This window comes from Shewanella sp. SP2S2-6, from assembly GCF_031931965.1.
GTDB lineage: Bacteria > Pseudomonadota > Gammaproteobacteria > Enterobacterales > Shewanellaceae > Shewanella > Shewanella baltica.
The window spans coordinates 61,718-86,284 of the sequence record NZ_JAUOEQ010000010.1 but is presented as its reverse complement, the minus strand read 5'-3'; the positions used below and the strand labels follow the sequence as shown (position 1 = coordinate 86,284).

General features: G+C 45.2%; 18 protein-coding genes and 7 tRNA genes. 7 read left to right on the top strand and 18 right to left on the bottom strand.

Features of this window, described 5'->3' with window-relative positions; translation table 11 throughout:
• Window positions 1–113 precede the first annotated feature (113 nt).
• Both bamC and dapA read right to left on the bottom strand, forming a co-directional pair.
• Window positions 114–1,211, bottom strand: a complete 1,098-nt coding sequence (gene bamC, locus Q4Q57_RS09680; protein ID WP_311890692.1) for an outer membrane protein assembly factor BamC — start codon at window positions 1,209–1,211, stop codon at window positions 114–116.
• Window positions 1,212–1,214: 3 nt separating this feature from the next.
• Window positions 1,215–2,099 (bottom strand): 4-hydroxy-tetrahydrodipicolinate synthase, encoded by an 885-nt coding sequence (gene dapA / locus Q4Q57_RS09675; RefSeq protein ID WP_311890691.1) that lies wholly within the window; start codon window positions 2,097–2,099, stop codon window positions 1,215–1,217.
• Between the two features lie 172 nt (window positions 2,100–2,271).
• On the opposite strand from dapA, the gene Q4Q57_RS09670 reads away from it, so the two are divergent.
• Both Q4Q57_RS09670 and bcp read left to right on the top strand, forming a co-directional pair.
• Window positions 2,272–2,823: an ACT domain-containing protein gene (locus tag Q4Q57_RS09670; protein ID WP_311890690.1), complete on the top strand. Its 552-nt coding sequence runs from the start codon at window positions 2,272–2,274 to the stop codon at window positions 2,821–2,823.
• A gap of 3 nt (window positions 2,824–2,826) precedes the next feature.
• On the top strand, window positions 2,827–3,294 hold the full coding sequence (gene bcp / locus Q4Q57_RS09665) for a thioredoxin-dependent thiol peroxidase (RefSeq protein WP_311890689.1): 468 nt from the start codon (window positions 2,827–2,829) through the stop codon (window positions 3,292–3,294).
• Between the two features lie 244 nt (window positions 3,295–3,538).
• On the opposite strand, the gene Q4Q57_RS09660 is transcribed toward bcp, so the two are convergent.
• Window positions 3,539–4,156 (bottom strand): LysE/ArgO family amino acid transporter, encoded by a 618-nt coding sequence (locus Q4Q57_RS09660; protein ID WP_106650801.1) that lies wholly within the window; start codon window positions 4,154–4,156, stop codon window positions 3,539–3,541.
• A gap of 125 nt (window positions 4,157–4,281) precedes the next feature.
• Here Q4Q57_RS09660 and Q4Q57_RS09655 point away from each other — a divergent pair, with 125 nt between their 5' ends.
• Entirely contained in the window at window positions 4,282–5,217 is a 936-nt protein-coding gene (locus Q4Q57_RS09655; protein ID WP_311890688.1) for a LysR family transcriptional regulator ArgP, read from the top strand.
• Between the two features lie 94 nt (window positions 5,218–5,311).
• Here Q4Q57_RS09655 and htpX read toward each other — a convergent pair whose 3' ends face one another.
• Window positions 5,312–6,175, bottom strand: a complete 864-nt coding sequence (gene htpX / locus Q4Q57_RS09650; protein WP_006082065.1) for a protease HtpX — start codon at window positions 6,173–6,175, stop codon at window positions 5,312–5,314.
• A gap of 286 nt (window positions 6,176–6,461) precedes the next feature.
• Between htpX and pepE the strand changes: the two genes are divergently transcribed.
• Both pepE and Q4Q57_RS09640 read left to right on the top strand, forming a co-directional pair.
• Window positions 6,462–7,175: a dipeptidase PepE gene (pepE, locus tag Q4Q57_RS09645; RefSeq protein WP_311890687.1), complete on the top strand. Its 714-nt coding sequence runs from the start codon at window positions 6,462–6,464 to the stop codon at window positions 7,173–7,175.
• A 541-nt stretch (window positions 7,176–7,716) separates the two neighbouring features.
• A complete protein-coding gene (locus tag Q4Q57_RS09640; RefSeq protein WP_409438186.1) occupies window positions 7,717–9,312 on the top strand; it encodes a glucan biosynthesis protein G in 1,596 nt (531 codons plus the stop codon).
• A gap of 871 nt (window positions 9,313–10,183) precedes the next feature.
• Here Q4Q57_RS09640 and Q4Q57_RS09635 read toward each other — a convergent pair.
• The 11 genes from Q4Q57_RS09635 to Q4Q57_RS09585 form a co-directional block, all read right to left on the bottom strand.
• Window positions 10,184–10,270: transfer RNA gene (locus Q4Q57_RS09635), tRNA-Leu, on the bottom strand.
• A 140-nt stretch (window positions 10,271–10,410) separates the two neighbouring features.
• Window positions 10,411–10,497: transfer RNA gene (locus Q4Q57_RS09630), tRNA-Leu, on the bottom strand.
• Between the two features lie 49 nt (window positions 10,498–10,546).
• Window positions 10,547–10,620: transfer RNA gene (locus Q4Q57_RS09625), tRNA-Cys, on the bottom strand.
• A 44-nt stretch (window positions 10,621–10,664) separates the two neighbouring features.
• Window positions 10,665–10,740, bottom strand: a tRNA-Gly gene (locus Q4Q57_RS09620).
• A gap of 220 nt (window positions 10,741–10,960) precedes the next feature.
• Window positions 10,961–11,509, bottom strand: a complete 549-nt coding sequence (gene pgsA / locus Q4Q57_RS09615; protein WP_006082068.1) for a CDP-diacylglycerol--glycerol-3-phosphate 3-phosphatidyltransferase — start codon at window positions 11,507–11,509, stop codon at window positions 10,961–10,963.
• A 47-nt stretch (window positions 11,510–11,556) separates the two neighbouring features.
• Entirely contained in the window at window positions 11,557–13,386 is a 1,830-nt protein-coding gene (uvrC, locus tag Q4Q57_RS09610; RefSeq protein WP_311890685.1) for an excinuclease ABC subunit UvrC, read from the bottom strand.
• Between the two features lie 103 nt (window positions 13,387–13,489).
• On the bottom strand, window positions 13,490–14,134 hold the full coding sequence (gene uvrY / locus Q4Q57_RS09605) for a UvrY/SirA/GacA family response regulator transcription factor (protein ID WP_006082070.1): 645 nt from the start codon (window positions 14,132–14,134) through the stop codon (window positions 13,490–13,492).
• Window positions 14,135–14,522: 388 nt separating this feature from the next.
• Window positions 14,523–14,613: transfer RNA gene (locus Q4Q57_RS09600), tRNA-Ser, on the bottom strand.
• A 299-nt stretch (window positions 14,614–14,912) separates the two neighbouring features.
• Window positions 14,913–15,003, bottom strand: a tRNA-Ser gene (locus tag Q4Q57_RS09595).
• 190 nt (window positions 15,004–15,193) lie between these two features.
• Window positions 15,194–17,191: a methyl-accepting chemotaxis protein gene (locus Q4Q57_RS09590; RefSeq protein ID WP_311890684.1), complete on the bottom strand. Its 1,998-nt coding sequence runs from the start codon at window positions 17,189–17,191 to the stop codon at window positions 15,194–15,196.
• Window positions 17,192–17,653: 462 nt separating this feature from the next.
• Window positions 17,654–17,744: transfer RNA gene (locus Q4Q57_RS09585), tRNA-Ser, on the bottom strand.
• Between the two features lie 221 nt (window positions 17,745–17,965).
• Between Q4Q57_RS09585 and Q4Q57_RS09580 the strand changes: the two genes are divergently transcribed.
• Both Q4Q57_RS09580 and fabA read left to right on the top strand, forming a co-directional pair.
• A complete protein-coding gene (locus Q4Q57_RS09580) occupies window positions 17,966–19,699 on the top strand; it encodes an AAA family ATPase (RefSeq protein WP_311890683.1) in 1,734 nt (577 codons plus the stop codon).
• Between the two features lie 74 nt (window positions 19,700–19,773).
• Complete coding sequence (gene fabA / locus Q4Q57_RS09575) at window positions 19,774–20,289, top strand: bifunctional 3-hydroxydecanoyl-ACP dehydratase/trans-2-decenoyl-ACP isomerase (protein ID WP_028759638.1); 516 nt, start codon at window positions 19,774–19,776, stop codon at window positions 20,287–20,289.
• A 123-nt stretch (window positions 20,290–20,412) separates the two neighbouring features.
• Here the strand turns inward: fabA and rmf are convergent, their stop codons facing one another.
• From rmf to Q4Q57_RS09560, 3 genes are all read right to left on the bottom strand, one after another.
• The gene (gene rmf / locus Q4Q57_RS09570; protein ID WP_006082074.1) at window positions 20,413–20,589 is read right to left on the bottom strand and encodes a ribosome modulation factor; all 177 of its coding nucleotides are present in this window, start codon (window positions 20,587–20,589) and stop codon (window positions 20,413–20,415) included.
• 187 nt (window positions 20,590–20,776) lie between these two features.
• Window positions 20,777–22,612, bottom strand: a complete 1,836-nt coding sequence (locus tag Q4Q57_RS09565; protein WP_220590500.1) for a DUF3466 family protein — start codon at window positions 22,610–22,612, stop codon at window positions 20,777–20,779.
• Window positions 22,613–22,640: 28 nt separating this feature from the next.
• On the bottom strand, window positions 22,641–24,566 hold the full coding sequence (locus Q4Q57_RS09560; protein WP_311890682.1) for an ABC transporter ATP-binding protein: 1,926 nt from the start codon (window positions 24,564–24,566) through the stop codon (window positions 22,641–22,643).
• Window position 24,567 lies beyond the last annotated feature (1 nt).

Sequence of the window (24,567 nt, the reverse complement as noted above, 5' to 3'; positions counted from 1 at the left end):
TTAAACCCTAAAACACCGTTTGCTTAGATAATCATCAAAACCTGCTCCATAGCGCTAAATCGCAGCCAATAAAAAAGGGCGATAATTCGCCCTTCTCTCATCAACTGTTGAAATTAACGCAGCTTGCGTTCTTCTTTCATCAGGTTTGACAGTGACTGATACACATTGGTAACGACTTCATCGCTTAATGGCTGATCTTCAGCATCGCGGAGGAAGATCTTAGTGTCTTCAGGTGTATCACCATCTTCAAGCAGTAAACGGTAGCTGCCTTCTTTGAGCGCTAACTTATCGTCGCCCCACAATGAACTCCAGAAACCCGAGTTATCGTCAAACTTGATAAAGTACAATCCTTTCGCGCTATCCATATCGGAAATTTCGAAGCCCATTTCCGGCAGCACGATACGCAGACGATCCCACACTTGTTTGTAAGGGGCTTTAGCAGACCAGTAGGCTTTGCCTTCTTCTGGCGTGACTAAATCAACATTGATACCTAAGGTTTGCTTCAAACGATTCGCTTGAATCGCTTGGTCACGTTTAACGCTGATGTACGCAATAGCACTGTTCAGCATATCAATCGTGTATCTTTGTTTATCTTCGCCGCTTAATAACACGTTTTGTGCTTTATCGTCGTAAAACTCTTCGTGTTCAACTAAGTGAATAACGATATTCGCAGTACGACCATGTGGGCGTGTTTCCACATCAAAACGATAGCGTTGACGCAGCAGATAAACTTTATCTGAGCCCCACATGTTTGATTCGATCACTTCGCGATTTTCTATCCAATCGGTTTCTATGCTGCCTTTTTCGACATCACGACTACGAACGGCAATCCCTTTTTGGGCCAAGAAACCGTCTAAGTTAGTAAAGATTTCTTGTTTTAAGTCCACCGAATTGTCGATAGATTCGACCACGATTTTAATGTTGTCGCTGCCCTCTTCCACGTGAGTACCTTCAGCCATAGGCAGCACTTGCAGTGGCGGGCGGATATCTAAACTTTTACCATAGAGTGAAGCATTGGCTTTAGGGCCTAATGCTGGCACATCGAATTCTTTATTGTAGGGCGGTGTTTTCAATCCGGCAGGGATCTTAAGCAAAGGTGCTTGCTCAGCCTGAACATAGTCTTCAGTACCGTTCGCTTGGCGACGCTCAAGTGGCGAACTACAGGCTGCAACGGCAGCAACTAAGATCAGTGGGGTGACTTTCTTTAACATTAATTATTTAACCTCTATCTGGGCACGAGTCATTGCTTCTATCAACAGACCATGACATTGCTCAGAAAGTTCAGTCAAAGGTAAACGAATATGGCCACATTCAATCAAACCCATGCGATGGGCAGCCCATTTTACTGGGATAGGATTGGCTTCACAAAATAGTGTGCTGTATAAACCGCGCAGTGGTGTGTCTATACTCAGCGCAAGCTCAGCATTACCCGCCAGCGCCGCATCACACATAGCTTTAAACGCTTGTGGCACTATGTTGTTAGCGACTGAGATCACACCATTACCGCCTAAGAGTAAGAACTCTCTGGCAGTGGCATCATCGCCGCTATACAAGAGAAAATCGTCGCCGCACAGTTCGCGCAGACGTTTTACACGGGATAAGTCACCGGTCGCTTCTTTCACGCCAATAATGTTGCTCACGTTGACTAACTCGGCAACGGTTTCTGGCAACATATCAACGGCAGTACGGCCAGGGACATTATAAAGAATTTGTGGAATATCTGTGCTGGTAGCAACCGCTTTATAATGCGCAATCAATCCATTAGGAGTTGGCTTATTATAATATGGCGTTACGCCAAGCATAGCGGCGACACCCACCTTAGATAAGGACTTGGTGAGCTCAACGGCTTCAGATGTGGCATTGGCACCATTGCCACCAATGACAGGAACGCGGCCCGCAGCAAATTTAACGGTTTGTGAAACGACCGTTACATGCTCAGACATAGGCAGAGTCGCTGACTCGCCAGTTGTACCAACGGCCACAATGGCATCTGTGCCTTGGTCAATATGGAATTCGACTAACCTTTCAAGACTTGCAAAATCTACTGAGCCATCACTGTTCATTGGCGTGATTAAGGCTACGATGCTTCCGTTTATCATCTGACTTTCCCCAAGATTTCAGGATTCGCTATGGTACTGATGCCAACCACTAATGACAAGCATTAACGGGGCTCTCAAATTGAATTAGTTATGGTAGCATTACATCCCGCACAAAAACTCAGCTTCAACCCTGAGTTTTCGCTCTATGATATCGAAAAAGTGAGGAAAATTCATGACCAATTTCCTGGTCGTAACAGCGATGGGTCTCGACCGTCCTGGACTCGTAAGTAAACTAGCTCGTCTTGCCAGTGACTGTGACTGCGATATCGTCGACAGCCGTATGGCATTATTTGGTAACGAATTTACCCTTATCATGATGTTGTCAGGCTCGTGGGCATCAATAACGAAAATTGAAAGCATGCTCCCCAGTCTCAGCGTTGAGTTAGAACTGATGACAGTGATGAAACGCACCTCTAAACACACACCACAAAATTACCTTTCTCGCCTTGAAGTTCGCTTCACAGGTAAAGACCAGCGTGGCACGATTAAACGCATTACCCAGTTCCTTGCCGACAGGTCATTAGATCTGGCTGCAGTGCGCTCTTTCTCCGAAGAATTACCTGACAGTGAGCAGACGCAAAACGTGTCGCTGACCATTAATATTCCTGAAAAAGTTGAACTAGAAAAGCTCGAACAGAGTATCTATCAACTCGCCCAAGATATGACCTTAGATTGCACTATTCGTCGTATGGAAGGCACAGCCATTTTAGAGGACAGAGGATAATAGATGAATACCTTAACGGCTGGGGCAAAAGCGCCTCAATTTACCCTGCAGGATCAACATGGCACGTTAGTTTCACTGGCCGACAGCCTCAAGCAAGGTCCTGTTTTAGTGTACTTTTACCCTAAAGCAGCAACCCCAGGTTGCACAGTGCAAGCCTGCGGTCTACGTGACAGCAAAGCCGCGCTCGATAGCCATAATGTGACGGTATTTGGCATCAGCCCAGATCCTGTGGCTAAGCTGGCCAAATTTGCTGAAAAACAAGCGCTCAACTTTACCTTATTGAGCGATGAAGACCACAGTGTCGCCGATGCTTTTGGGGTCTGGGGCGAAAAGAAATTCATGGGTAAAACCTATGATGGCATCCACAGATTAAGCTTCCTTATCAATACCGATGGCACTATTTCCCACGTGTTCGATAAGTTTAAAACCAAAGATCACCATGAAGTCGTACTCGCGCAAATCGCAGGTTAATGACAGATATGGCGACGAATACAAGGCTTCAAGCTGCTGATTTAATCAGCACAAAAGTGTAAATGTCGTGGGTTGATGTCAAAAGGCTGAATAAATAATCGGCAATCGATAACGAAAAGGTCCTGAAATCAGGACCTTTTTCATGAAAAATTTTCACTTTCATATCACAAGATACGATCTAACCGAGCAAAAAAACCGCAAAAGCATTCAGCTAGCCCGTATTCTATGGCATCACAACGTCGGTTTATCCTGCCACATAGGGCCAAATAATCGCGGCGGCAATACTCCACATGGTTAACCAAATAAAACGGTCAAGATAACGCCATGCCGCTGGGCGAGTAAAAATGGGCGCCAGCAAACGCGCACCAAAACTTAAGCCAAAAAACCAAATAAACGATGCCAGTACAGCACCCGCGCCAAACCAAGGCCGATGTAAATCATCAAATTGAGTGCTAATACTGCCGAGCAGCACCACAGTGTCGAGGTACAAATGCGGATTAAGCAGACTGATCCCAAGCGTGGTCAACACGGCCTTTTTGAAGGTATCGGCACTATCAGCCTGCTCCATCTCAATGCCCTTGGCCACAAACGATGCCTTGAGCGCATTCGCGCCATACCAGAGTAGAAACGCGGCGCCACCGAAACTCGCCACATGCTTAATGGTCGGGAAAGATTCAATGATGTGCCCCAGCCCCGCCACACCCGCAGTGATCATCAGCGCATCAATGATAGAACAAAGCAAGGCAATCGGTAACGGGTACGAGCGCTTGATACCTTGCTTAAGCACAAAGGCATTTTGCGCGCCTACAGCAATAATCAAACTGCCACCAATTCCCATACCTTGTATAAATGCCGCTTGCATAACCACCTCTCATGTTCGAAGAAGGCGCTAGCATAGTCAAAACAACAAAATTAATATAACTAATGTTTTTTATGTATCATAAGTAAAATTAATAATCATCAAACGCACATCGATTAAGGATGACTATGCTGGAATACGCCAATCTCAAAGCCCTTGCTGTTGTGGTCTCAGAAGGCGGATTCGATCGCGCCGCCAAAGTGCTGCACATCACCCAGTCGGCAGTATCGCAACGTATTCGGCAGCTTGAGGAAAAAGTCGGTCAGTCATTACTTATTCGCTCCAATCCTGTGGTCGCGACACCCACAGGCAAACGCCTACTGCGCCACTATTCGCAGGTGCAATTACTAGAGAGTGAATTAAGAGCTGAGATGGACGCCGACGATCCCAACCATCCAACCACAGTGCGCATCGCTGTGAATGCCGACAGTTTAGCCACTTGGTTTTTACCTGCGCTGGCAGGCATGTTCAGCCGCCATGCTTGGTTATTGGAATTGATTGTCGATGACGAGTCTTACACCCATCATCTATTGAAAAACGGTGAAGCGGTCGGCTGCGTCACCACAACCGAAGTGCCGATGGCGGGTTGCAGCAGTGAGTTTTTAGGCACCATGGAATACCTGTGTGTCGCCACGCCCGAATTTGCCGCGCGCTATTTTGGTGAGCCGAGCGACACTCAGTCACTTAGCAACACTCAGCTGTTTAACGGCATTAGCCAAGCCCAGTTAGCGAAGGCGCCAGCAGTGGTGTTCTCCACCAAAGATAAGCTGCACGAGAAGTTTCTCGCCCAATATTTCAATATGACGCCAGGGCAATGGTGGCAACATACAATCCCCTCTTCAGAAAGTTTTTTAGAAGCGATTAACTTAAGCTTAGGTTATGGACTCGTCGGTCATCTGCAAGCTAAGCCATTAATCGATCAAGGAATACTGATTGAGCTCACGCCAGAGCGGCGCATGCGCGTGCCACTGTTTTGGCAGCATTGGAATATTAAGGCGAAGCAAACGACACTGGTCTATCGCGCCCTTGCGGCAACCGCGCAACACAATTTACTGCAGGCATAAAAAATCGGGCTCAAACCAAAGTTTGAGCCCGATTTTGAGAGTCATAGATCTAATCTCAAGTGAGTCTTAAAACTTAAACCTAACTCACTCTTTATTAGCTTGCTCTTAACGCTGCAATACGTTTTTCTAATGGAGGATGACTCATCATCATTTCCGCCATTGAACGTTTGCCGTTAATACCAAAGGCAGACATTTGTGCAGGCATTGCCGTGCTTTCTGGACCTTGGCGTAAACGCTCAAGCGCAGCAATCATCTTGCCTTTGCCCGCTAAACGGGCCGCGCCTTCATCGGCTTTGTACTCACGAATACGGGAGAAGTAAGCGACGATGATTGAAGCCAAGATACCGAATAGCATATCAAGCACGAACACTACGGCCATGTAAGCGAACATACCTAAACCTTCGCCTTCTTCATCATTGCTCGAAACGAAATTGTTGATAATGCCGGCAACCACACGGGCTGCGAAGATCACGAAGGTGTTCACCACACCTTGAATAAGTGTCAAGGTCACCATGTCACCGTTAGCTACGTGGCTCACTTCGTGGGCTAATACGCCTTCAATTTCATCTTGACTCATGCCATATAACAGCCCCGTACTCACAGCCACCAATGAATTGTCTTTACTTGGGCCTGTGGCAAACGCGTTCATGTCGGGTGATTGGTAAATCGCCACTTCTGGCATTTTAATCCCCGCTTGCTTAGCTTGACGGGCAACCGTCTCTACTAACCAACGCTCAGTGCTATCACGTGGGGTGGTGATCACTTCACAACCCATGGTCTTTTTCGCCATCCATTTTGAAATGGCTAAGCTGATAAAGGCCCCACCGAATCCAAAAATGGCAGCGAACACCAGCAGTCCACCCATAGTAGACGTGTTCACGCCTAGAATAGACATTACAATTGAGGCTACTAGCAACACAGCTAGGTTAGTCGCAATCAATAAAAATATACGCTTCATTTCAGCTCCTTTAGGGCAAGAATGTGCCATTTAACTTTGCTCAAAGACATAATATGTCCAAATCATCGAAATTCAAGTGGTAAAAGAAAAGAGTTTTTAAATTAGGTTATCTTTCTCGTATATAGGCACTGTCTTTCATGGATCGAGAGTCTAGGGACAGTATATTAATCGAAACTTAAATCTAGCGGCTATCAGTGCTACAGCGCAATTCTGCTTTATTTCTCTATGTTTATCGGGATTAATCTTTGTTAACATGCCTGCACATTCCGAGATTTCAGGATATAAAATGACAATCAATGCCCTACTACTGAGCAGCTCTCGTGTCGGTGATACACCTTACCTTGCCCACGCGATCCCTTTTATTAAACCGCTTACCGCCAAGGCGCAGAAATGGATTTTTATTCCCTATGCTGGCGTCAGCATGAGTTATGACACTTATTTGGCGTCTGTAGTGACAGGGTTAAGTGAGCTTGAACTCGATATCAGTGGCATTCACCAGCATCCCGATCCACAAAAAGCGATTAAAGATGCCGACGGTATTTTAATCGGTGGCGGCAACACTTTTCATTTATTGCACCAACTATATCGCTATGATCTGGTAACGCTGATTGGTGAGCAAGTCGCCCTTGGTAAACCTTATATCGGCTGGAGTGCGGGTTCTAACGTATCGGGACTGAGCATTCGCACCACGAACGATATGCCCATCATCGAGCCGCCGTCGTTCAACGCATTAAACTTAGTACCGTTCCAGCTCAATCCGCATTATTCCAATTACCAAGCACCTGGCCACAATGGTGAAACCCGTGCCCAGCGGTTATTAGAGTTCACTAAAGTTGACCCATTAACCCCTGTGGTCGGCATAGTTGAAGGCTCAGCCCTGTGGCGTCAGGGAGACAAACTCTCACTCTTAGGTAACCAACCTGCGTATTTGTTCTGCGGAGAACAGCAAGAAATCCCTATCCCTGTGGGCAGCGATCTGTCGCACTTACTCAAGGCCTAATTTACTTAAGCCCTAATTTACTCAAGCCCTAATATTCAAGCTAGCAGCCGCATAGCGCATCTAAATAGGCTCACAGGAAAAACGGTGAGCCTCAGTTATTTATCTAGTCCTATCGCTTGAGCCCTAATGCGCTTGTCTGTTTTCTTCAAATCCTAACGTTAACGGTGCCTCGGCTCTGTAGCAACGCCACTCGATTGAATCAGTGCTAAGTTAGCTTAGCCAAGCGCGTTTTCACCACACTCTTTATTACCACTGAGCTATTACTACCACTGACTATTACTACCGCCGAGCACATTCGCATTTACTGTTATTAACGGCTAAACCATGTAGCAAAGTATCCAGAGCAGCACCTAAATAGCGCAAATCATAATTTATGTTACAAATATCCTGCTACACAGGTAAAATTACCGTTCACCTCAGCGAGTCAGATCCCACAACTGAGGATTTTGTAGCAGACAAGTTATTAATATTTAGGGATTAGATAGACTGAAGCATATATTGTGCCTATGAATCAGCGTCATTTTAGTAAGGAGTTTCCATTTTGCGAATGAATCATACGATGAATTACCCTACCGGTTATCCGGCATTACTCAAAAAACTACCTTTTTTCATCTTGACCGCCATCGTCTACGTCGTCGGCATGAATAACGTCAATGCCGCAGCGGCAGAGACAACCGCAGCACCTGCGCCTGCCCCAGAAAAAAAATCTAAAAATTTTACCCACGATACTGTAGTCGAAATCGCGCAACAGCTGTCGCAAAAACCATTTAAAGAAGCCAAGAAAGCGCCTAAAGAGCTGATCGATCTTGATTTTGCCACCTATGGCAAAATCAATTATCAAGAAAATGCCGCGATTTGGGGCGGTACACCCACTAAATTTTCGGTACAGCTTTTTGCTCCGGGTTTTCTCTATAAAAACCTTGTCGATATCGACGTGGTCGAAAACAGCAAAGCGATACCGATAGAGCTCACTGAGGCCTCGTTCGATGTGCCCAGTGACGCCATTGAAAAACTCATCACCCAATTAGGTCAATATGCTGGCGTGCGTTTGCATTACCCCATCAATGACGATGAAATGAAAGATGAATTCATCATGTTCCAAGGCGCGAGCTACTTTCGCGTACTGTCTAAAGGGCAAACCTATGGCCTGTCGAATCGTGGTTTAGCGATAGATGTCGCCCAGCCTAAAGGCGAAGAATATCCCCTGTTTAAGCGTTTCTGGGTCGAGCGTCCATCTAAATATCAGACGGCAATTGTGGTTCATGCTCTGCTAGATAGCCAAAGTGTCACTGGCGCCTATCGTTTTGGTATTTATCCCGGCGCACCATCACGTGTCGAAGTGGATGTAACCCTGTTCCCACGCAAAGATATTCAACATGTTGGCCTTGCGCCGCTGACCTCTATGTTCCTGTTTGGTGGATTAGATAACTCAGATAAACCCGATTACCGCCCTGAAGTACACAACTCAGACGGCTTGCAAATCGATCGCGGTAATGGCGAGCGTCTATGGCGCCCCTTAAATAATCCCAACAAACTGCAAGTCAGCGCCTTTGCCGATGAAGATATTAAAGGTTTTGGTCTGATCCAGCGCCATCGTAAGTTTGAAGACTATCAAGATCTGAGTGCAAACTATCAACTTCGCCCTTCAGCGTGGATTGAGCCACTTAATGATTGGGGCAAGGGTCAGCTGGTGTTGATTGAAATCCCATCGAGTGCTGAAACCAACGACAACATAGTCGCCTATTGGGAGCCTCAAGGCGGCCTGAAGAAAGATCAACCATATAAATATTCCTATCGTATGACGGCGTCAAACGACAGCCCTTCAATCGCGTCAAAGGCACGAGTGGTCCGCAGTTCGAAGGGGCAAGTGCTCAGCAAGGGTAAAGAGTTACTCGTCGACTTTAGTAATATCAAGCCACAAGATATTGATAAAATTAGTATCGATGCCAGCATCAGCAAAGGCAAAATCCTGTCTACTCGGATTGTTGCCCACCCTGACATCAATGGTGCACGGGTATTTGTCAGCTTCGAACCAGAAAGCACCAATGTAGCCGAACTGAGATTACAGTTGAAGAAAGACGATAAACCCCTCGCAGCGACTTGGTTATACCGCTGGAATAGCGACGATTGGCAATAGAGCTCAATTAGTTCCCTTGCTTAGCGAGCATAAACCGACCCTATAGCGTTAATAAAAGCGTCAGTCTTTACTGGCGCTTTTTTATGCCTAGCGTTTATCGAGAGATTTTATTGATAAGTTTTCCATTCCTAGATTTATCTAAGCATAAATAAGTTAAACCAAAGCAAAAACTCACGACCTGTTATTTCGCCGAAATAATATCACGGCTTTTGCTCTGAGTTCACTGCACAAAGAGTTAAATCAACATAGCTACTGGCTTGCTTCAAAATGATGCTATCGACTTCAAACACACCGCTGCTGCATAACGCTATCGTTTTCAGCACTCCGCCCCATGACTAGCCCGCAGCAGGAAGCCCTGCTAACTAAGGCAAGAGATAATAGTCCAACACATTGATGACTATTCCTTATATCGAAAGCGGCACGCCAAGCGTGTCAGTCAAGTTTGGCCTTAAATCTCTCGCGGACAATACTGACTAAATGTGGAAATCCTGATGCAAAAAGCCCCAACTTTCGTTGAGGCTTTATGCTATTCAAACAGAATAATGGTACCCGAGGGCAGACTTAAGCTTTTATCAGCAGCGGCACGCCAAGCGTGTTAGTCAAGTTTGGCCTTAAATCTCTCGCGGACAACACTGACTAAATGTGGAAATCCAGATGCAAAAAAGCCCCAACTTTCGTTGAGGCTTTATGCTATTCAAACAGAATAATGGTACCCGAGGCCAGACTTAAGCTTTTATCGGCAGCGGCACGCCAAGCGTGTTAGTCAAGTTTGGCCTTAAATCTCTCGCGGACAACACTGACTAAATGTGGAAATCCAGATGCAAAAAAGCCCCAACTTTCGTTGAGGCTTTATGCTATTCATACAGAATAATGGTACCCGAGGCCAGACTTGAACTGGCACGCTGTTACCAGCGAGGGATTTTAAATCCCTTGTGTCTACCGATTCCACCACTCGGGCAAACTCTGAATATCAATGACGGGAATCATGTCAAAAATATTATTAACGCTATATAACTAAAACTTAATACAACAACTAAATCTTTAATAAACCCCTATTAATGCTTAGGACTTTATTTTTACCATTATCATCAAAAATAATGGTACCCGAGGCCAGACTTGAACTGGCACGCTGTTACCAGCGAGGGATTTTAAATCCCTTGTGTCTACCGATTCCACCACTCGGGCAAACTCTTTATATTAACGACGGGAATCGTGTCATTAATACGTTAATCTATGGAGGCGCGACCCGGAGTCGAACCGAGATCGACGGATTTGCAATCCGCAGCATAGCCATTCTGCCATCGCGCCATAGTTGCTAACTCGGATTAACCAGAATCAGACTTCAAGAATATTGGAGCGACATATCGGGTTCGAACCGATGACCTATACCTTGGCAAGGTATCGCTCTACCAACTGAGCTAATGTCGCATTGTGTTTTGCTATTGACTCAAATCAACAAGGTATCGTATTTCACCTTACCAACAGAGCGAATATCACATTTCAATATTCAGTAGCGTTAAGATTTTGTTTTCACATCGTCTCTTGTCTACGGGGTGGCATTCTACCGATTTACTACCCAGTGTCAACCGCTGTTTTATCGATAACTTACTGCTTGCACACTAAATAATCTCTTTGATTTTTTATTGCACTATTCAGCAGTCAGATCTTTCCAAGCGGCTAAAATGTAACTCATCATTGACCAAAACGTTAATACTGCGGCGATATATAGCAGCACAAAAGCGGCATTGGTCATTAAAGGATTGTATTGCCAAATAAGGCCAATAATTGCCACCATTTGCGCGGCAGTTTTATATTTACCAATCCAAGACACGGCGACAGTGCCACGTTTACCTATTTCAGCCATCCATTCTCTCAACGCTGAAATGACAATCTCGCGGCCAATCATAAATAGTGCAGGCATAGTCAACCAGATATTGGCGTATTGATCGACTAACAGCACTAAGGCTGTGATCACCATCAACTTGTCAGCGACAGGATCGAGGAAAGCACCAAAACGGGTTAATTGCTTCAATTTACGGGCAGCATAACCATCTAATGCATCCGTTAACGCCGCGAGCCAAAAAGTAAAAGCGGCAACAAAAGGGGTCCAGTCGTAGGGTAAATAAAACAGCACCACAAAGATGGGCAGTAAAAAAAGCCTGAAAAGAGTTAATGCTATAGGTAAGTTAAACGGCATGATCAAACCAGTTAGTCAAAAGCAGCGCCAATCTTGCCTTAATTTTATCACCCTCGCAATGCATCATGAATGGTTTGTGCCATTTCTATGCTGATCCCTGGTACTTTGACTAATTCCGCCACACTTGCCCCTTTCACTTCTTGCAACCCACCTAAATGCTGTAACAAAGCTTTACGGCGTTTAGGGCCAATTCCTGGAATAGATTCCAATGTGGAAGTATTGCGGGTTTTCTGGCGACGATTACGATGGCCTGTTATCGCGAATCGATGGGACTCATCGCGAATATGTTGAATCAGGTGCAACGCAGGCGAATCACCCTCGAGGGAAAAGCTCGTTTCTGTATCCCCTAAAATCAAGGTTTCGAGCCCAGGTTTACGGCCCTCACCTTTCGCCACCCCAATGAGCTGCGGTGCTTTATCTAAATGGACAAACTTTTCATCCACTATCTTCTGGGCGATACGCAACTGCCCGAGTCCACCATCGATAAACAGAATGTCAGGGATTTTACCGCCCGCCTCAATCTTATCGAAACGGCGACTTACCGCCTGCCTCATCGCCGCGTAATCATCGCCCGGTGTAATACCCTCGATATTATAGCGACGATATTCACCTTTATGCGGCCCTTCCCGATTGAACACCACACAGGAGGCAACCGTGCTCTCCCCCATGGTATGACTGATATCGAAACATTCCATCCGTTGAATAGGCGTACTCAATTCAAGGATTTCCTCAAGTAACACAAAACGCTGCTCGACCGTATTTTTATGGGACAAGCGCGTAACCACGGCATTGGTCGCATTGGTCACGGCTAACCGTAAGAAGCTTGCCCTGTCGGCGCGCACATTGGTCTTAATCGAAAACTTTTTATCTAGCGCTTCTGAAATCGCCGTTTCGAGTTCATGTAATTCTTCAAAGTTGTGGCTAATCACCACTTCTTTTGGAATAGTGCGTTGAATATCCGCATTTAAATAAAACTGCAGGATGAAAGAGCGCAGCACTTCGTCCATATCGGTTTGGGCGGGCACGGAAGGATAATAGCTGCGACTGCCAAAGATTTTACCCTCGCGGATAAATAGCAAATGGAAACAGGCGATGCCCGACGAATAATGCACACCGATGACATCCATATCACCTTTATTATTCGATACTTCCTGTTGTTCGGCGACTTTACGCAGCGCCATGATCTGATCGCGAAATCGTGCAGCTTGCTCATAGGCTTGTTGCTCGGCCGCAAGCTCCATTTTGTTAACTAAGGCGCTGATCACTTGCTGATCTTTGCCCTTTAAAAACAGGCTGGCGAGTTTTACTTGCTCATCATAATCAGCATTGCTGACTTTACCCACACAGGGCGCGCTACAACGGGAAAGCTGATATTGCAAACAGGGGCGTGAGCGAGACTTGTAGTAAAGGTCGTCACATTGACGAATTGGAAACAGCTTCTGCATTAAATACAGGCTTTCACGCACGGCGCCGCCGTTAGGATAAGGGCCAAAATAGTGGCCTTTTTCCCGCTGCGGACCACGATGATAGGCAAGCCTTGGGTGTTCGTGCTGGCTTAACAGTATGTAAGGATAAGATTTGTCATCACGCAATAACACATTGTATTTGGGCATGTATTGCTTGATGTAATCATTTTCAAGCAATAGCGCATCGGTTTCGCTATGGGTCAGCGTCACATCAATATGGTGTATATGCGAGACTAAGGCTTGGGTCTTAACATTGCCTAGATTTTTACGAAAATACGAGCTGAGCCGTTTTTTGAGATCTTTGGCTTTACCCACATAAATGACGTCATTCTTGACGTCATACATGCGATAAACCCCAGCGGAGGATGAAACCGTACGTAAAAAACTTTGGGCGTTAAATTCATTCGACATCACTTACACCCACAGTTTTGCAGACTTAACACAGACAACATGGCAACATTTAACCCACGAACTCACTCGACTCAAGCCATCGACCAACGCAATTCACTTACTATTAAAAATGGCCAGCATCCAACATCTTATAGCGAATAGCTAACCGCGTTAGCTCGACATCACCACTGATCCCCAGTTTGGCAAATAGGCGGTAACGGTAGCTGTTAACCGTTTTAGGGCTCAAGTTCAGCTGCTCAGAAATATCGTTTACCTTCTCGCCGTTGGTGATCATCAACATGATCTGTAACTCACGTTCAGACAAAGACTTAAACGGGTTTTCATCAGCGGGATTAAACTGACTCAGCGCCATCTGTTGGGCAATTTCAGGGGATAAATAACGCTGGCCGCGAGAAACCTGACGTATCGCCTGCAATACTTCCGGCGGCGTCGCCCCTTTCGTCAAATAACCCGAAGCGCCAGCCTGCATGACCTTGCTCGGGAATGGATCTTCCGTGTGCACAGTCAACACAATAATTTTAGCATGGGGTTGATAACGCAGAATTTTTCGAGTGGCTTCCAGTCCGCCCATCCCAGGCATATTCATGTCCATTAAGATCACATCGGCTTCGTTCTGGCGAGCCCACTGCACCGCAGTCTCACCATCAGGGGCTTCGCCCACCACTTTGATCCCACGTTCATCTTCTAAGATACGGCGGATCCCAGTTCTCACAAGCTCATGATCGTCAACCAAATATATCGAAATCAACTTTATCCACCTTTTACTATTTTCAGCTCGTTCCGTGCGTTAAATAAAGCAACACAGCAAACGGATAACGAGTTCATAAGGCTAATTTAGCCCAACAACCCCATTTCGCAAAGCATAAATTCAACATTGTTAACTAGATGATATTTAAAGAAAGGACTCCAGAATAGCATACCAATAAAAAGCGTTTAAAAACGAAGCAATACACAAAGCGCTATCAGCTTAAATGCTTGTTGGATCGGTAGTACAGCACAAACAAAAAAGGCCATCATTACTGATGGCCTTTTTTGTGAATATAGCGGAGGAGCTTCGCTTCTAATCAGGAACCCAAGGGTTCAAACGATATAAATGCAAAATGCCGCTAATTGCTTAGCGGCATTTTGACTAAATATGGCGGAGGAGCAGGGATTTGAACCCTGGGTGGGCTATAAACCCACGCCGGTTTTCAAGACCGGTGCATTAAACCACTCTGCCACCCCTCCGAACGAGCGAGATAATAGCGATCTCTACTGCCACTGTAAACTTAAATTTATACTTAATCGTGTTAATTGGTTATTTCAAATTCAATTTTTGATTAAAAAACGTGTTTCAAAGCAAAAACAGAAAACTTGTGGCTGAGAGTGAGAAACCTTGGTTCAAATTGCACGAACAAAAAAGGCCATCATTACTGATGGCCTGTTTCGTGAATATAGCGGAGGAGCTGAACTTAGAATGAGGAACCTTGGTTCAAATTGCACAAACAAAAAAGGCCATCGTTACTGATGGCCTTTCTCGTAAAATATGGCGGAGGAGCAGGGATTTGAACCCTGGGTGGGCTATAAACCCACGCCGGTTTTCAAGACCGGTGCATTAAACCACTCTGCCACCCCTCCGAACGAGCGAGATAATAGCTATCTCCTACTCCGCTGTAAACTCTTAATTTAAAATAGCAATCCACATGGTCAATCTACATCCAATTTGCTTAAAAAATCGCATAATTCGACTTATGCTTTGAATTTCCGGTCAGTTAAAGCGCCACTAACAAGGCGATCCACTACATAACTTTTTATCAGGATATTAGGCTTAAGCTCGATTAATATTGATTAAACGGTCGGATAGTTTCTGCATTTCAAGGCTTAACGCATCGAGTGCGGTCGCATCAAGTGAGTTATCTTCACTGATGCTATTAATCCTCACCGCCAACTCATTGATCTCCTGAGTCACTTGGCTTTGTTGCTGAGCAGCTAAAGCAATTTGCTGGGCTCGCTGCGAAATATCATCGAAACTTTGTACAGTACTCGATAGAGAACTGGCCGCTCCCTCAGCCTCAGCAACTGCGTGGACAGTGCGGGACTCGCCCGTTTGCATCGCTTGTACCGCAAGCCGAGATGCTGATTGCAAAGCATTAATCATGGTACTGATTTCATTAGCGGAATCTTGAGTACGACCAGCAAGAGTTCGTACTTCATCGGCAACAACCGCAAAGCCGCGACCCTGATCCCCCGCCCTTGCCGCTTCTATTGCCGCATTTAACGCTAACAGATTAGTTTGCTCTGAAATCGCCTTGATCACATCCAATACGGCGCCCACTTTCTGGCTATCTTGAGCCAACTGGGATATCACCTTGGTCGCATTGGCGATCTCCCTCGCTAATGCCTCAATCGAGGCATTGCTAGATGACACTCGGGTTTGCCCTTCTCGCACCACAATTAAAGAGGATTGCGCCGTTGCAGCACAATCATTAGTGTTATTCGCCACTTCCATCGCGCTTGATGACATTTGTGTTATCGCCGCGGCGAGTTGCGCACTCTCAAGACGCTGCTGTTCTGCACGTTGGGCTAACCTATGGCTAATACCACTTAATTGCGTTGCCTCAAACTGAACTTTCTTCGCCTCTTGGGTGATCAAATCGAGCATTGCCCTCAGTGTACCCGCATAGGTATTTACAGCTCGACGCAAAGCGCCAATTTCATCATCCCGCTGAATTTGCAGCTCGACATTGGCGCCCAAATTACCACTCCCAAGGGAAGCAATTTGATCTGTGGTTTCCTCAAGTTGCGCCAACAGTTTTTTACCCGACAACCAAGCCAAATAAAGTAAAATGGCGAGCAAGGGCAATAAAAACAACAAAATATCAAAGGTCAGCTCACGGGCAAGCCCTGTGACTCGGGTCTTTGGCGTCACAAGACCAATCACCCATCCGGTATCAGGCATCACAAAAAGGCTTACCTCGCTCGCCTGATTGAGTCTTCCATCCTTATCTAAACTCACAGAAATTACGTTATTAATTGAGGTTTGTTTAAGCGCAGCTTCAACGGGGGCAAGCCAAGGTAACTGCCCGACGAGATCGGTGAAGCGCAGCATAGTGTCGGACTTATTCGCTTCAGGAAAATGTAAGATATTACCCGCTTTATCTAAAGCGAAAGCATAGCCGTCAGTTACATTGCCATGTTCTGTTAGAAATTTTGCTAAATCATCAAGTTTCAAATCTATTGTTGCGACCCCAGCAAATGTCCACGTCAGACGATATGGCACACTGCATGTCACCATAGCCACTTTCGTCACGGTATCCTGATAGGCTTCAGACCATAAACACTGAGATACAGAACTTGTGCGTGCCCCTGTATACCAAGGATCATTGTGATAGCCAGGGCCAGATTGCGCATTATAGTCATCTGAATAAGCCAGCAAATTATCGCTACCACGGGCCCAGAAAAAACTATGGCGGGTGCTTCCAGCGACAAATTTATCCGGCTCAGGCCAAATCCCGCCGCCAGCGATAGTGAGATCGCCATTGTTATCAATTAGATTGGGTAAGGAATTAAGATAAAGAGCTTGCTCGTGGGGTAGCACTTCTGCAAGGCGTGCAAGGCTTAAAGTAATACCCTCAATGCTGGCAAGCTTAAGTGCGAGTTGCCTCACGATACTGCTACCGGTTTGCTCAATTAACTCCTGACTCGCCGCCACTACTCTAGGTTGCCCCCTCAGTGACATCACACCAAAAACGGCTAGTCCGGTCAGTAAAAGCAGTACTATGCTGCCCATAGTGAGCCGCTGCGAAATACGTGTTGGTAACCACATAGCTTTCTCTACTTAAAATAAGTCACCCAGATGGGAGAATTGCTCGGCCGTATGATCCAAGACTGTCGAGAATCATACGTCGCACCATCCTAGTGCAAATTTTAAAGACCATAAAAACCATAAACTTGGCCACAGAGATGAGTGTAGACCATAAATAGAAAGAGCGGACTAAAATGCCGCTAATCAGCCACAGTAACGCAGCTTTGAATGAAAACATGGGATTCAAATTGCACAAACAAAAAAGGCCATCATTGCTGATAGCCTATCTCCTGAATATGGCGCAGGAGCTGCGCTTAGAATGAGGAACCTTGGTTCAAATCATACAAACAAAAAAGGCCATCATTGCTGATGGCCTTTCTCGTGAATATGGCGCAGGAGCTGCGCTTAAAATCAGGAACCCAAGGGTTCAAACTGTATAAATGCAAAATGCCGCTAATTGCTTAGCGGCATTTTGACTAAATATGGCGGAGGAGCAGGGATTTGAACCCTGGGTGGGCTATAAACCCACGCCGGTTTTCAAGACCGGTGCATTAAACCACTCTGCCACCCCTCCGAACGCCGAAAATAATATAAGCATACCGCTAGCTTGTAAACCTCAATTTTTAATTCTCGAATCAAATGCTCAACTTATATCCACTCAGGTGTTTTTTACGGCAAATACATCACCCGTTTTAACGAATAATCGGGCAAACAGACGTAAAAACACCTATACAGTGAGAGACTTGTCGTCTTGGTATGGTAAAATCACTGTAACTTTTCACGGTAAATGCTTATATGAATTCACTCTTGATACCCACGTCTTCACTCGCACCTGAATTTAGCCTGCCAACCCTTTCTGAAACGGATGCTAATCTAAGCGCATTACTCTTAGGGCAAGAGCGCACTGTGGATGCGTTTAAACTCCACCAAGCGGTTGTCGATCAACACTTATATTTAGCCGATTTCCCGAGTATTGACCGCCTGTTAATCATCAAAGCTTGTATCGATAGCCTAGCACCTCTATCCCCTGCGTATTTAGTGGCGACACGTCCGATTGATAAGGCGGTAACATTTCAGTGGCAGTCCGATAAGCCACTGGAAAATCAAGGAAGTATTGCCGAGAAAACCACTCACTATTGCTACCTTAGTGGTAATATTCGCCGCGCTGATTTAGTTGGCCGTATGGTGCAAACTGGGACAACGAGTCAGTATAAAGCTGGCGCCCTAGCCCAATGCCATTATGTATTCATTTGCGCCGAGTCACTGTGGAAACGTGAAGGTTTATGGGAATTAGTGATGCAAATCCTTACCCATAAAGAATATCAAATTAGCAGCAGCCTAAGTCCTATTCCACTGAACTGTAAGATTGTCCTCGTTGGTGCTGGGATGATTTATAGCCAAGTCAGAACAGAGGATTGGCAATTTCAACGTCACTTTACACTACTAGCAGAACTCGCCAGCGAAATCGACTTGGTGCGTTATAAAGAGTCACAATACGTCACATGGCTGCAAGCGGTTGCCCAAAGCGTGGATGTCACGCTTGAACAATCCAGCTTAGCGCCACTCTTTCGTTATAGTGCACGGTTAACCGAACATCAACGTCGTCTCAGTTTGTCTATGCTCGAGTTTGCCCAACTCATGGTGCAAGCAAAAGCCTACCGTGGTAAACCAAGCATCAATGCAAGCAGTATTGAGCACGCGTTAACCCAAGCCAACTATCGGCATAACAGTTCGGAAGAATATTCAGGCCAAAGCTTCGATGACAATTTCATAAATCTGCCAACTTCGGGTGCTATGGTTGGCCAAATCAATGGCTTAACTGTGATTGATGCTATCGATTATAGCTATGGTGAACCTGCGCGGATCACGGCATCGGTTCACTACGGTGATGGTGAAGTAGCCGATATTGAAAGAAAATCTGAACTTGGCGGGAATATACATGCCAAAGGCATGATGATCCTTTCAGCCTGTTTATACCGTATCTTTGGACGAGACGCACCTTTACATCTGAACGCCAATATCGTTTTCGAGCAATCCTATCAAGAAATTGATGGCGATAGTGCATCACTCGCAGAGTACTGTTGTTTGATGTCGGCGATTGCCGAGCAGCCCATTATTCAATCACTGGCGATTACCGGCGCATTGGATCAATTTGGTAATGTGCAAGCGATTGGCGGTATCAATGAGAAGATTGAAGGCTTTTTTAATCTGTGTGAGCGACGCGGACTTACCGGAGAACAAGGCGTTATTATGCCCAAGTCGAACGTGTTACAGCTAAATCTTAATCCCAAAGTGATTACAGCTGTAGGCAAAGGACTGTTTCATATCTATGCCATTGAGCATATGGATCAGGCTGTAGAGCTATTAATGCAAATGCCCGCGGGTGTTGCCGATGAAGATAATGATTTCCCTCATGATTCATTATACGGCCTCGTACAGGAACGATTAGATAAGCTCGCAGGTAATGGAGAGGAGGAAATCGGTCTAATCACAAGATTGCTCGCAAAATTGGGATTTTTTCGCCGCTAATTAGCTGATCGGAGTTGTTTAGCTTACACGTGTTCGCTAATCTTGGCGGCTCTTATTGCTGGAGTAGTAAAACAATGAATAAAGCAAACAGTTTCAATAAAGAAGAACTCATCGCCTGTGGCCATGGGAAATTATTTGGTCCAAACTCACCTCGTCTACCTGTCGATAACATGCTGATGATAGATAGAATCGTCACTATTAATGATAATGGCGGTGAGTTTGGCAAAGGTGAAATTGTCGCTGAACTCGATATTAATCCAGACTTATGGTTTTTCGACTGCCACTTCATTACCGATCCTGTGATGCCAGGCTGTTTAGGCCTAGACGCCATGTGGCAGCTCGTTGGCTTCTATTTAGGCTGGGAAGGCGCTGAAGGTAAAGGGCGTGCACTGGGTGTAGGTGAAGTGAAGTTTACTGGCCAAGTATTACCTGGCGCGAAGAAAGTCACTTACAAGCTCAATATCAAGCGTACTATTCACCGTAAACTGGTAATGGGCATTGCCGATGCAATTCTTGAAGTGGATGGCCGTCAGATCTACAGTGCAACCGATCTTAAAGTCGGTGTCTTTAGCGATACCTCTACATTCTAATCCGCCTTACTCCAAAACACTGAAGATATAAGTACTGCAGATATAAAAATGCCCTCATCTGAGGGCAATATGCTGCATTACTTTACTTATTCTGGGCTATTTAATTAGTGAGGTAAAACTCAATTATTTATTAAATAGCCCATTAACTCGGCCATCCACACCTTCACGCCAACCACCTAACCACTGCGATCGCGAATCAAGATTTGCATATGGACAGAGCTCCTTAGAGCGTCCACCAACCCCAGCTTGGAATCCTTTTGAAAAAGCTCTGTCTAAACGATCTCGTTTTTGTCTTTTCATGCAAGCGTCCTCTGTTCTACATAAAATAGAAGCAAAAGCTTCACACATAGGAATAGTGCTTTTTGACGCCAAGATCAATCAAAAAATCGTCCATTTTATCGACTATTTATTAAACTATTGAGATCATGATTAAAAAAAATCGAGGCATTTTGCCTCGATTTTTTAAGTCTGAATTGAAGCTTAAAACTTAACGAATTCGACGACGGAACCACACTAATGGCAAGGCAAATAACCAAGCTAGGGTTGCTGCACCTTGACGTTCGTAATTGCCAGTATCAGTGTTGTCATCAACAGTACAAGCTTCACCGCTAGAGGCCGGTTTTAACACGACCATACGCGGAACATATGCTGTAACGGGATCACCATTACCATTAAGTTCAAATAATGGCATTCCATTTTCACCGATAACTACATTGCCATTAGCATCAAATTGATAAGAAGGTTTACGAATGAAAGCTGTACCAACAATCGCACCATTCTCATTAATACTTGTACCTTCAACAACTAAAATATCGGCGTTATATTGAAGCACTTTACCCGAGCCATCTTGAACTTCGACTTGATGACGTGCCCAGCTACCATCGCTGGCTTTTTCATAGCCTTTAGATTCGCAGGTCAACAACTTATTAAGATTGCTAAACTCACCAGTTGATTTCTCATACAGGAAACCGGCTTTAGGACGGGGTTTTTCTTTATCGTATGTTGTCTCAATATAACCTACAACTTGGCCTTTATTGTTGATACTCTTCGGTTTACTCGAAAGATCCGTTGTAGAAGCGGCGAAATCATTCGGGGTTACTATTGTTGCATCAGCTTGATTCGTATCAAAATAGAAAAACTTGTCGCGCAAATAACCTTGAATATAGCTGCGATAACTACCGACAAGAATACCACTATCGTTGATGTCATAGGCAATAGAGCTAGAAATCGAATCGACCATAGGGATCCAATGGTATTGGTATTTACCTTCAGTATCTTTAGCCCAATAAGCTGCATCTTGACGCAAATTATTGGTGTCACCACCACGATAAACATGTGAGCGACCCACTACGACACCATTATCATTCAAACCCAATGCTTGAGCGGTAAAGGTCAAGGTATTGTCAGTCGCAGGCGTTAGGCCTAAAGGTAACTCAGTGCCTGTAGCAACATTGTTGTCGATTTGCCATACATAGCCACGAGTCTGATACTGAATATTACGTGTACCAGTACTATTTGGGTATTGCTCGCGTTGTACGCAAACATCCAACGGCAAAGTATTATCTGTACCTAAACAATAATTGACACGATCGCTACCATATTTACTGATATCGGTACTAACATAACCCGCTACTAAATTATTGTTATTAATGGCTGTTGCCGCCGACCATCCACCTAACTCAGCTGTTTTAGTATTGTCAGCATTAACAAATTTAGTATAAGGCGGCGGTAAAGAAATTTCTGTTTGGCCGGATTTCGCGACACCGCGAAACTCATAATCACGGTAATACCAGTAATCATCTGTTACATCAGTAGTTGCTGTATTCTCTGTTTTCTTTTCAGGTGCAGTCATGCTGCCCACTTTGATACCTGCATCATTAATACCGTAATAAAAGGTATCAACTGAATTAATCACAGCCGTATCACTTGGCGGTTTAGTGCCATTAATGCTGTCAAAGGTAGGTAACCAAGGGTTAGATGTTTCGTCATTTTCCTTAGCAACAAAGGCAAAGTTGTTAGCAATGATGGCTTTATCTATCGAATACGTAATAGTTTCTTCTGGCGCGATACCATCGGCAACATCAATAACGCCACCTTCAACATCTGAACTGCTGAGTTTTTTCTTGCCCTTTGAAATACCGACTAATTCATCATTGCCATTCACACCTAAGGCATAACCACTACGAGTACCTTCAAGGGTACCTTGCAGATCAAAATTATCGATATTAACGATTTCATAGACAGGTGCAGCATGGGCACTGTTTAATACACCAAGGACACCTAGGGCAACCAAGGAAAGGGCTTTATCCAACTTTGACTTCATTAATTCTATTCCCATTTTTATTATTGGTTTACTTCAGTGACTCAAGCTCTTCCCATCGCTCGAAGCAAACTTCCAATTGCTTTTCTTTATCCGCCAACTGGCTCAATACCTGATTGACTTTATCCTGCGCCTGACTATAAAAGTCTGAATGTCCAATGGTGGTCTGCAATACAAGAATATCGGCCTCTAATTGCTCCATCACAGTGGGTAGCGACTCTAACTCACGCTGTAACTTATACGACAGTTTTTTTACCGCTTTCGCAGGTTCTGCAGCCTTAACTTCAACGGCTTTAGTTTCAACCGCTGGAGCTTCGACCGCCTTTTGCGAACTAGGTTCCTCAGAATAAAACTTTGCCCCCTGATTCACTGCGTCTTGATAGCCACCAACATACTCGCTCCATTGGCCATTACCCGCATACCACCAACTACTGGTGACGGTATTATCGATAAATGCCCTATCATGGCTCACCAATAAAAGCGTACCTTGATATTCAGTTAGCAGCGACTCTAACAATTCTAGGGTCTCAATATCAAGATCGTTGGTCGGTTCGTCGAGTATGATTAAGTTTGCTGGACGAATTAATAGCTTGGCAAGCAACAGACGGTTCTTCTCACCACCCGACAGCGCTTTCACTGGCGTTCTGGCGCGCATAGGCGAGAACAAAAAGTCTTGCAAATAACTTAATATGTGGCGGTCTTGGCCATTAATCGTGATGGTCTTTTTACCTTCGCCGACGTTATCTTCAACCGTTTGTTCAGGATCTAAGGCTTCGCGATATTGGTCGAAATAAGCGATTTCGAGCTTCGTGCCGACTTTAATTTCGCCCGATTGCGGTTGTAGCTTTTCAATTAATAGTTTGATCAAGGTCGATTTACCACAGCCATTCGGGCCAATCAGCGCAATGCGGTCACCGCGGATCACTGTAGTATTAAAGTTTTTCACCAGATTTTTATCGGGTAAATTGAAGTTAAGATCTTGAACATCAAACACTAACTTACCAGAACGTTCGGTATCCGATACCGCCATCTTAGCGTTGCCTTGACGGTTCAAACGCTCACTGCGCTCATCACGTAGCGCTTTAAGTGCACGCACTCGGCCTTCGTTACGGGTACGTCTGGCTTTAACACCTTGACGGATCCACACTTCTTCATCGGCGAGACGCTTGTCAAACAAGGCATTTTTTTCCGCTTCAACGCGTAACCATTCTTGCTTACCATCAAGATACATTTGATAGTTGCCCGGCCATGAGGTCACAACACCACGGTCTAAATCGACAATCCGCGTCGCCATACGGGCAATAAAGCCCCTATCGTGACTGATAAAGACGATAGCACCTTGATAATCAAGTAAAAACTTTTCAAGCCATTCAATCGTGTCTATGTCTAAATGGTTGGTCGGTTCATCGAGTAACAACAGATCTGGCTCGCTGACCAGTGCTCTGGCTAGCGCCACTTTACGCTGCCAACCACCGGATAACTCGCTCAAGGATTTGTCAGGATCGAGGCCTAACAACTCGCAGTTTTGTTGAATGCGAGAATCGAGCTGCCAACCATTATAGTGATCTAAGGTTTCTTGCAGACCCTGCATCTCATTTAACATACGATCCATTTGTTCTGGATCGGCATGGGCGACATCGTGGGACAGTTGATGATAACGCTCAAGCGCCTCACCCACTTCCTTTAATCCTGCCGCGATATACGCATATACCGTGCCTTGCTCAGCTTTTGGCGGATCTTGCTGTAAACGACTAACACTCACATTACCGGCAATGTTGAATTCGCCTTCATCCAGCAGCACATCGCCGGATAACACTTTTAATAAACTCGACTTGCCGGCACCGTTACGGCCAACAATACACACGCGCTCGCCGCGTTGAATAGTAAAATCCGCTTTTTGTAACAACGGAGTGTAACCATAGGCTAAAGAGCCACTATTGATACGAACCAGACTCAAA

Coding starts and splice junctions, on each gene's coding strand:
- bamC (WP_311890692.1), bottom strand. CDS start 1,211: ATGTTAAAGAAAGTCACCCCACTGATCTTAGTTGCTGCCGTTGCAGCC.
- dapA (WP_311890691.1), bottom strand. CDS start 2,099: ATGATAAACGGAAGCATCGTAGCCTTAATCACGCCAATGAACAGTGAT.
- Q4Q57_RS09670 (WP_311890690.1), top strand. CDS start 2,272: ATGACCAATTTCCTGGTCGTAACAGCGATGGGTCTCGACCGTCCTGGA.
- bcp (WP_311890689.1), top strand. CDS start 2,827: ATGAATACCTTAACGGCTGGGGCAAAAGCGCCTCAATTTACCCTGCAG.
- Q4Q57_RS09660 (WP_106650801.1), bottom strand. CDS start 4,156: ATGCAAGCGGCATTTATACAAGGTATGGGAATTGGTGGCAGTTTGATT.
- Q4Q57_RS09655 (WP_311890688.1), top strand. CDS start 4,282: ATGCTGGAATACGCCAATCTCAAAGCCCTTGCTGTTGTGGTCTCAGAA.
- htpX (WP_006082065.1), bottom strand. CDS start 6,175: ATGAAGCGTATATTTTTATTGATTGCGACTAACCTAGCTGTGTTGCTA.
- pepE (WP_311890687.1), top strand. CDS start 6,462: ATGACAATCAATGCCCTACTACTGAGCAGCTCTCGTGTCGGTGATACA.
- pgsA (WP_006082068.1), bottom strand. CDS start 11,509: ATGCCGTTTAACTTACCTATAGCATTAACTCTTTTCAGGCTTTTTTTA.
- uvrC (WP_311890685.1), bottom strand. CDS start 13,386: ATGTCGAATGAATTTAACGCCCAAAGTTTTTTACGTACGGTTTCATCC.
- Q4Q57_RS09590 (WP_311890684.1), bottom strand. CDS start 17,191: ATGTGGTTACCAACACGTATTTCGCAGCGGCTCACTATGGGCAGCATA.
- Q4Q57_RS09580 (WP_311890683.1), top strand. CDS start 17,966: ATGAATTCACTCTTGATACCCACGTCTTCACTCGCACCTGAATTTAGC.
- fabA (WP_028759638.1), top strand. CDS start 19,774: ATGAATAAAGCAAACAGTTTCAATAAAGAAGAACTCATCGCCTGTGGC.
- rmf (WP_006082074.1), bottom strand. CDS start 20,589: ATGAAAAGACAAAAACGAGATCGTTTAGACAGAGCTTTTTCAAAAGGA.
- Q4Q57_RS09565 (WP_220590500.1), bottom strand. CDS start 22,612: ATGAAGTCAAAGTTGGATAAAGCCCTTTCCTTGGTTGCCCTAGGTGTC.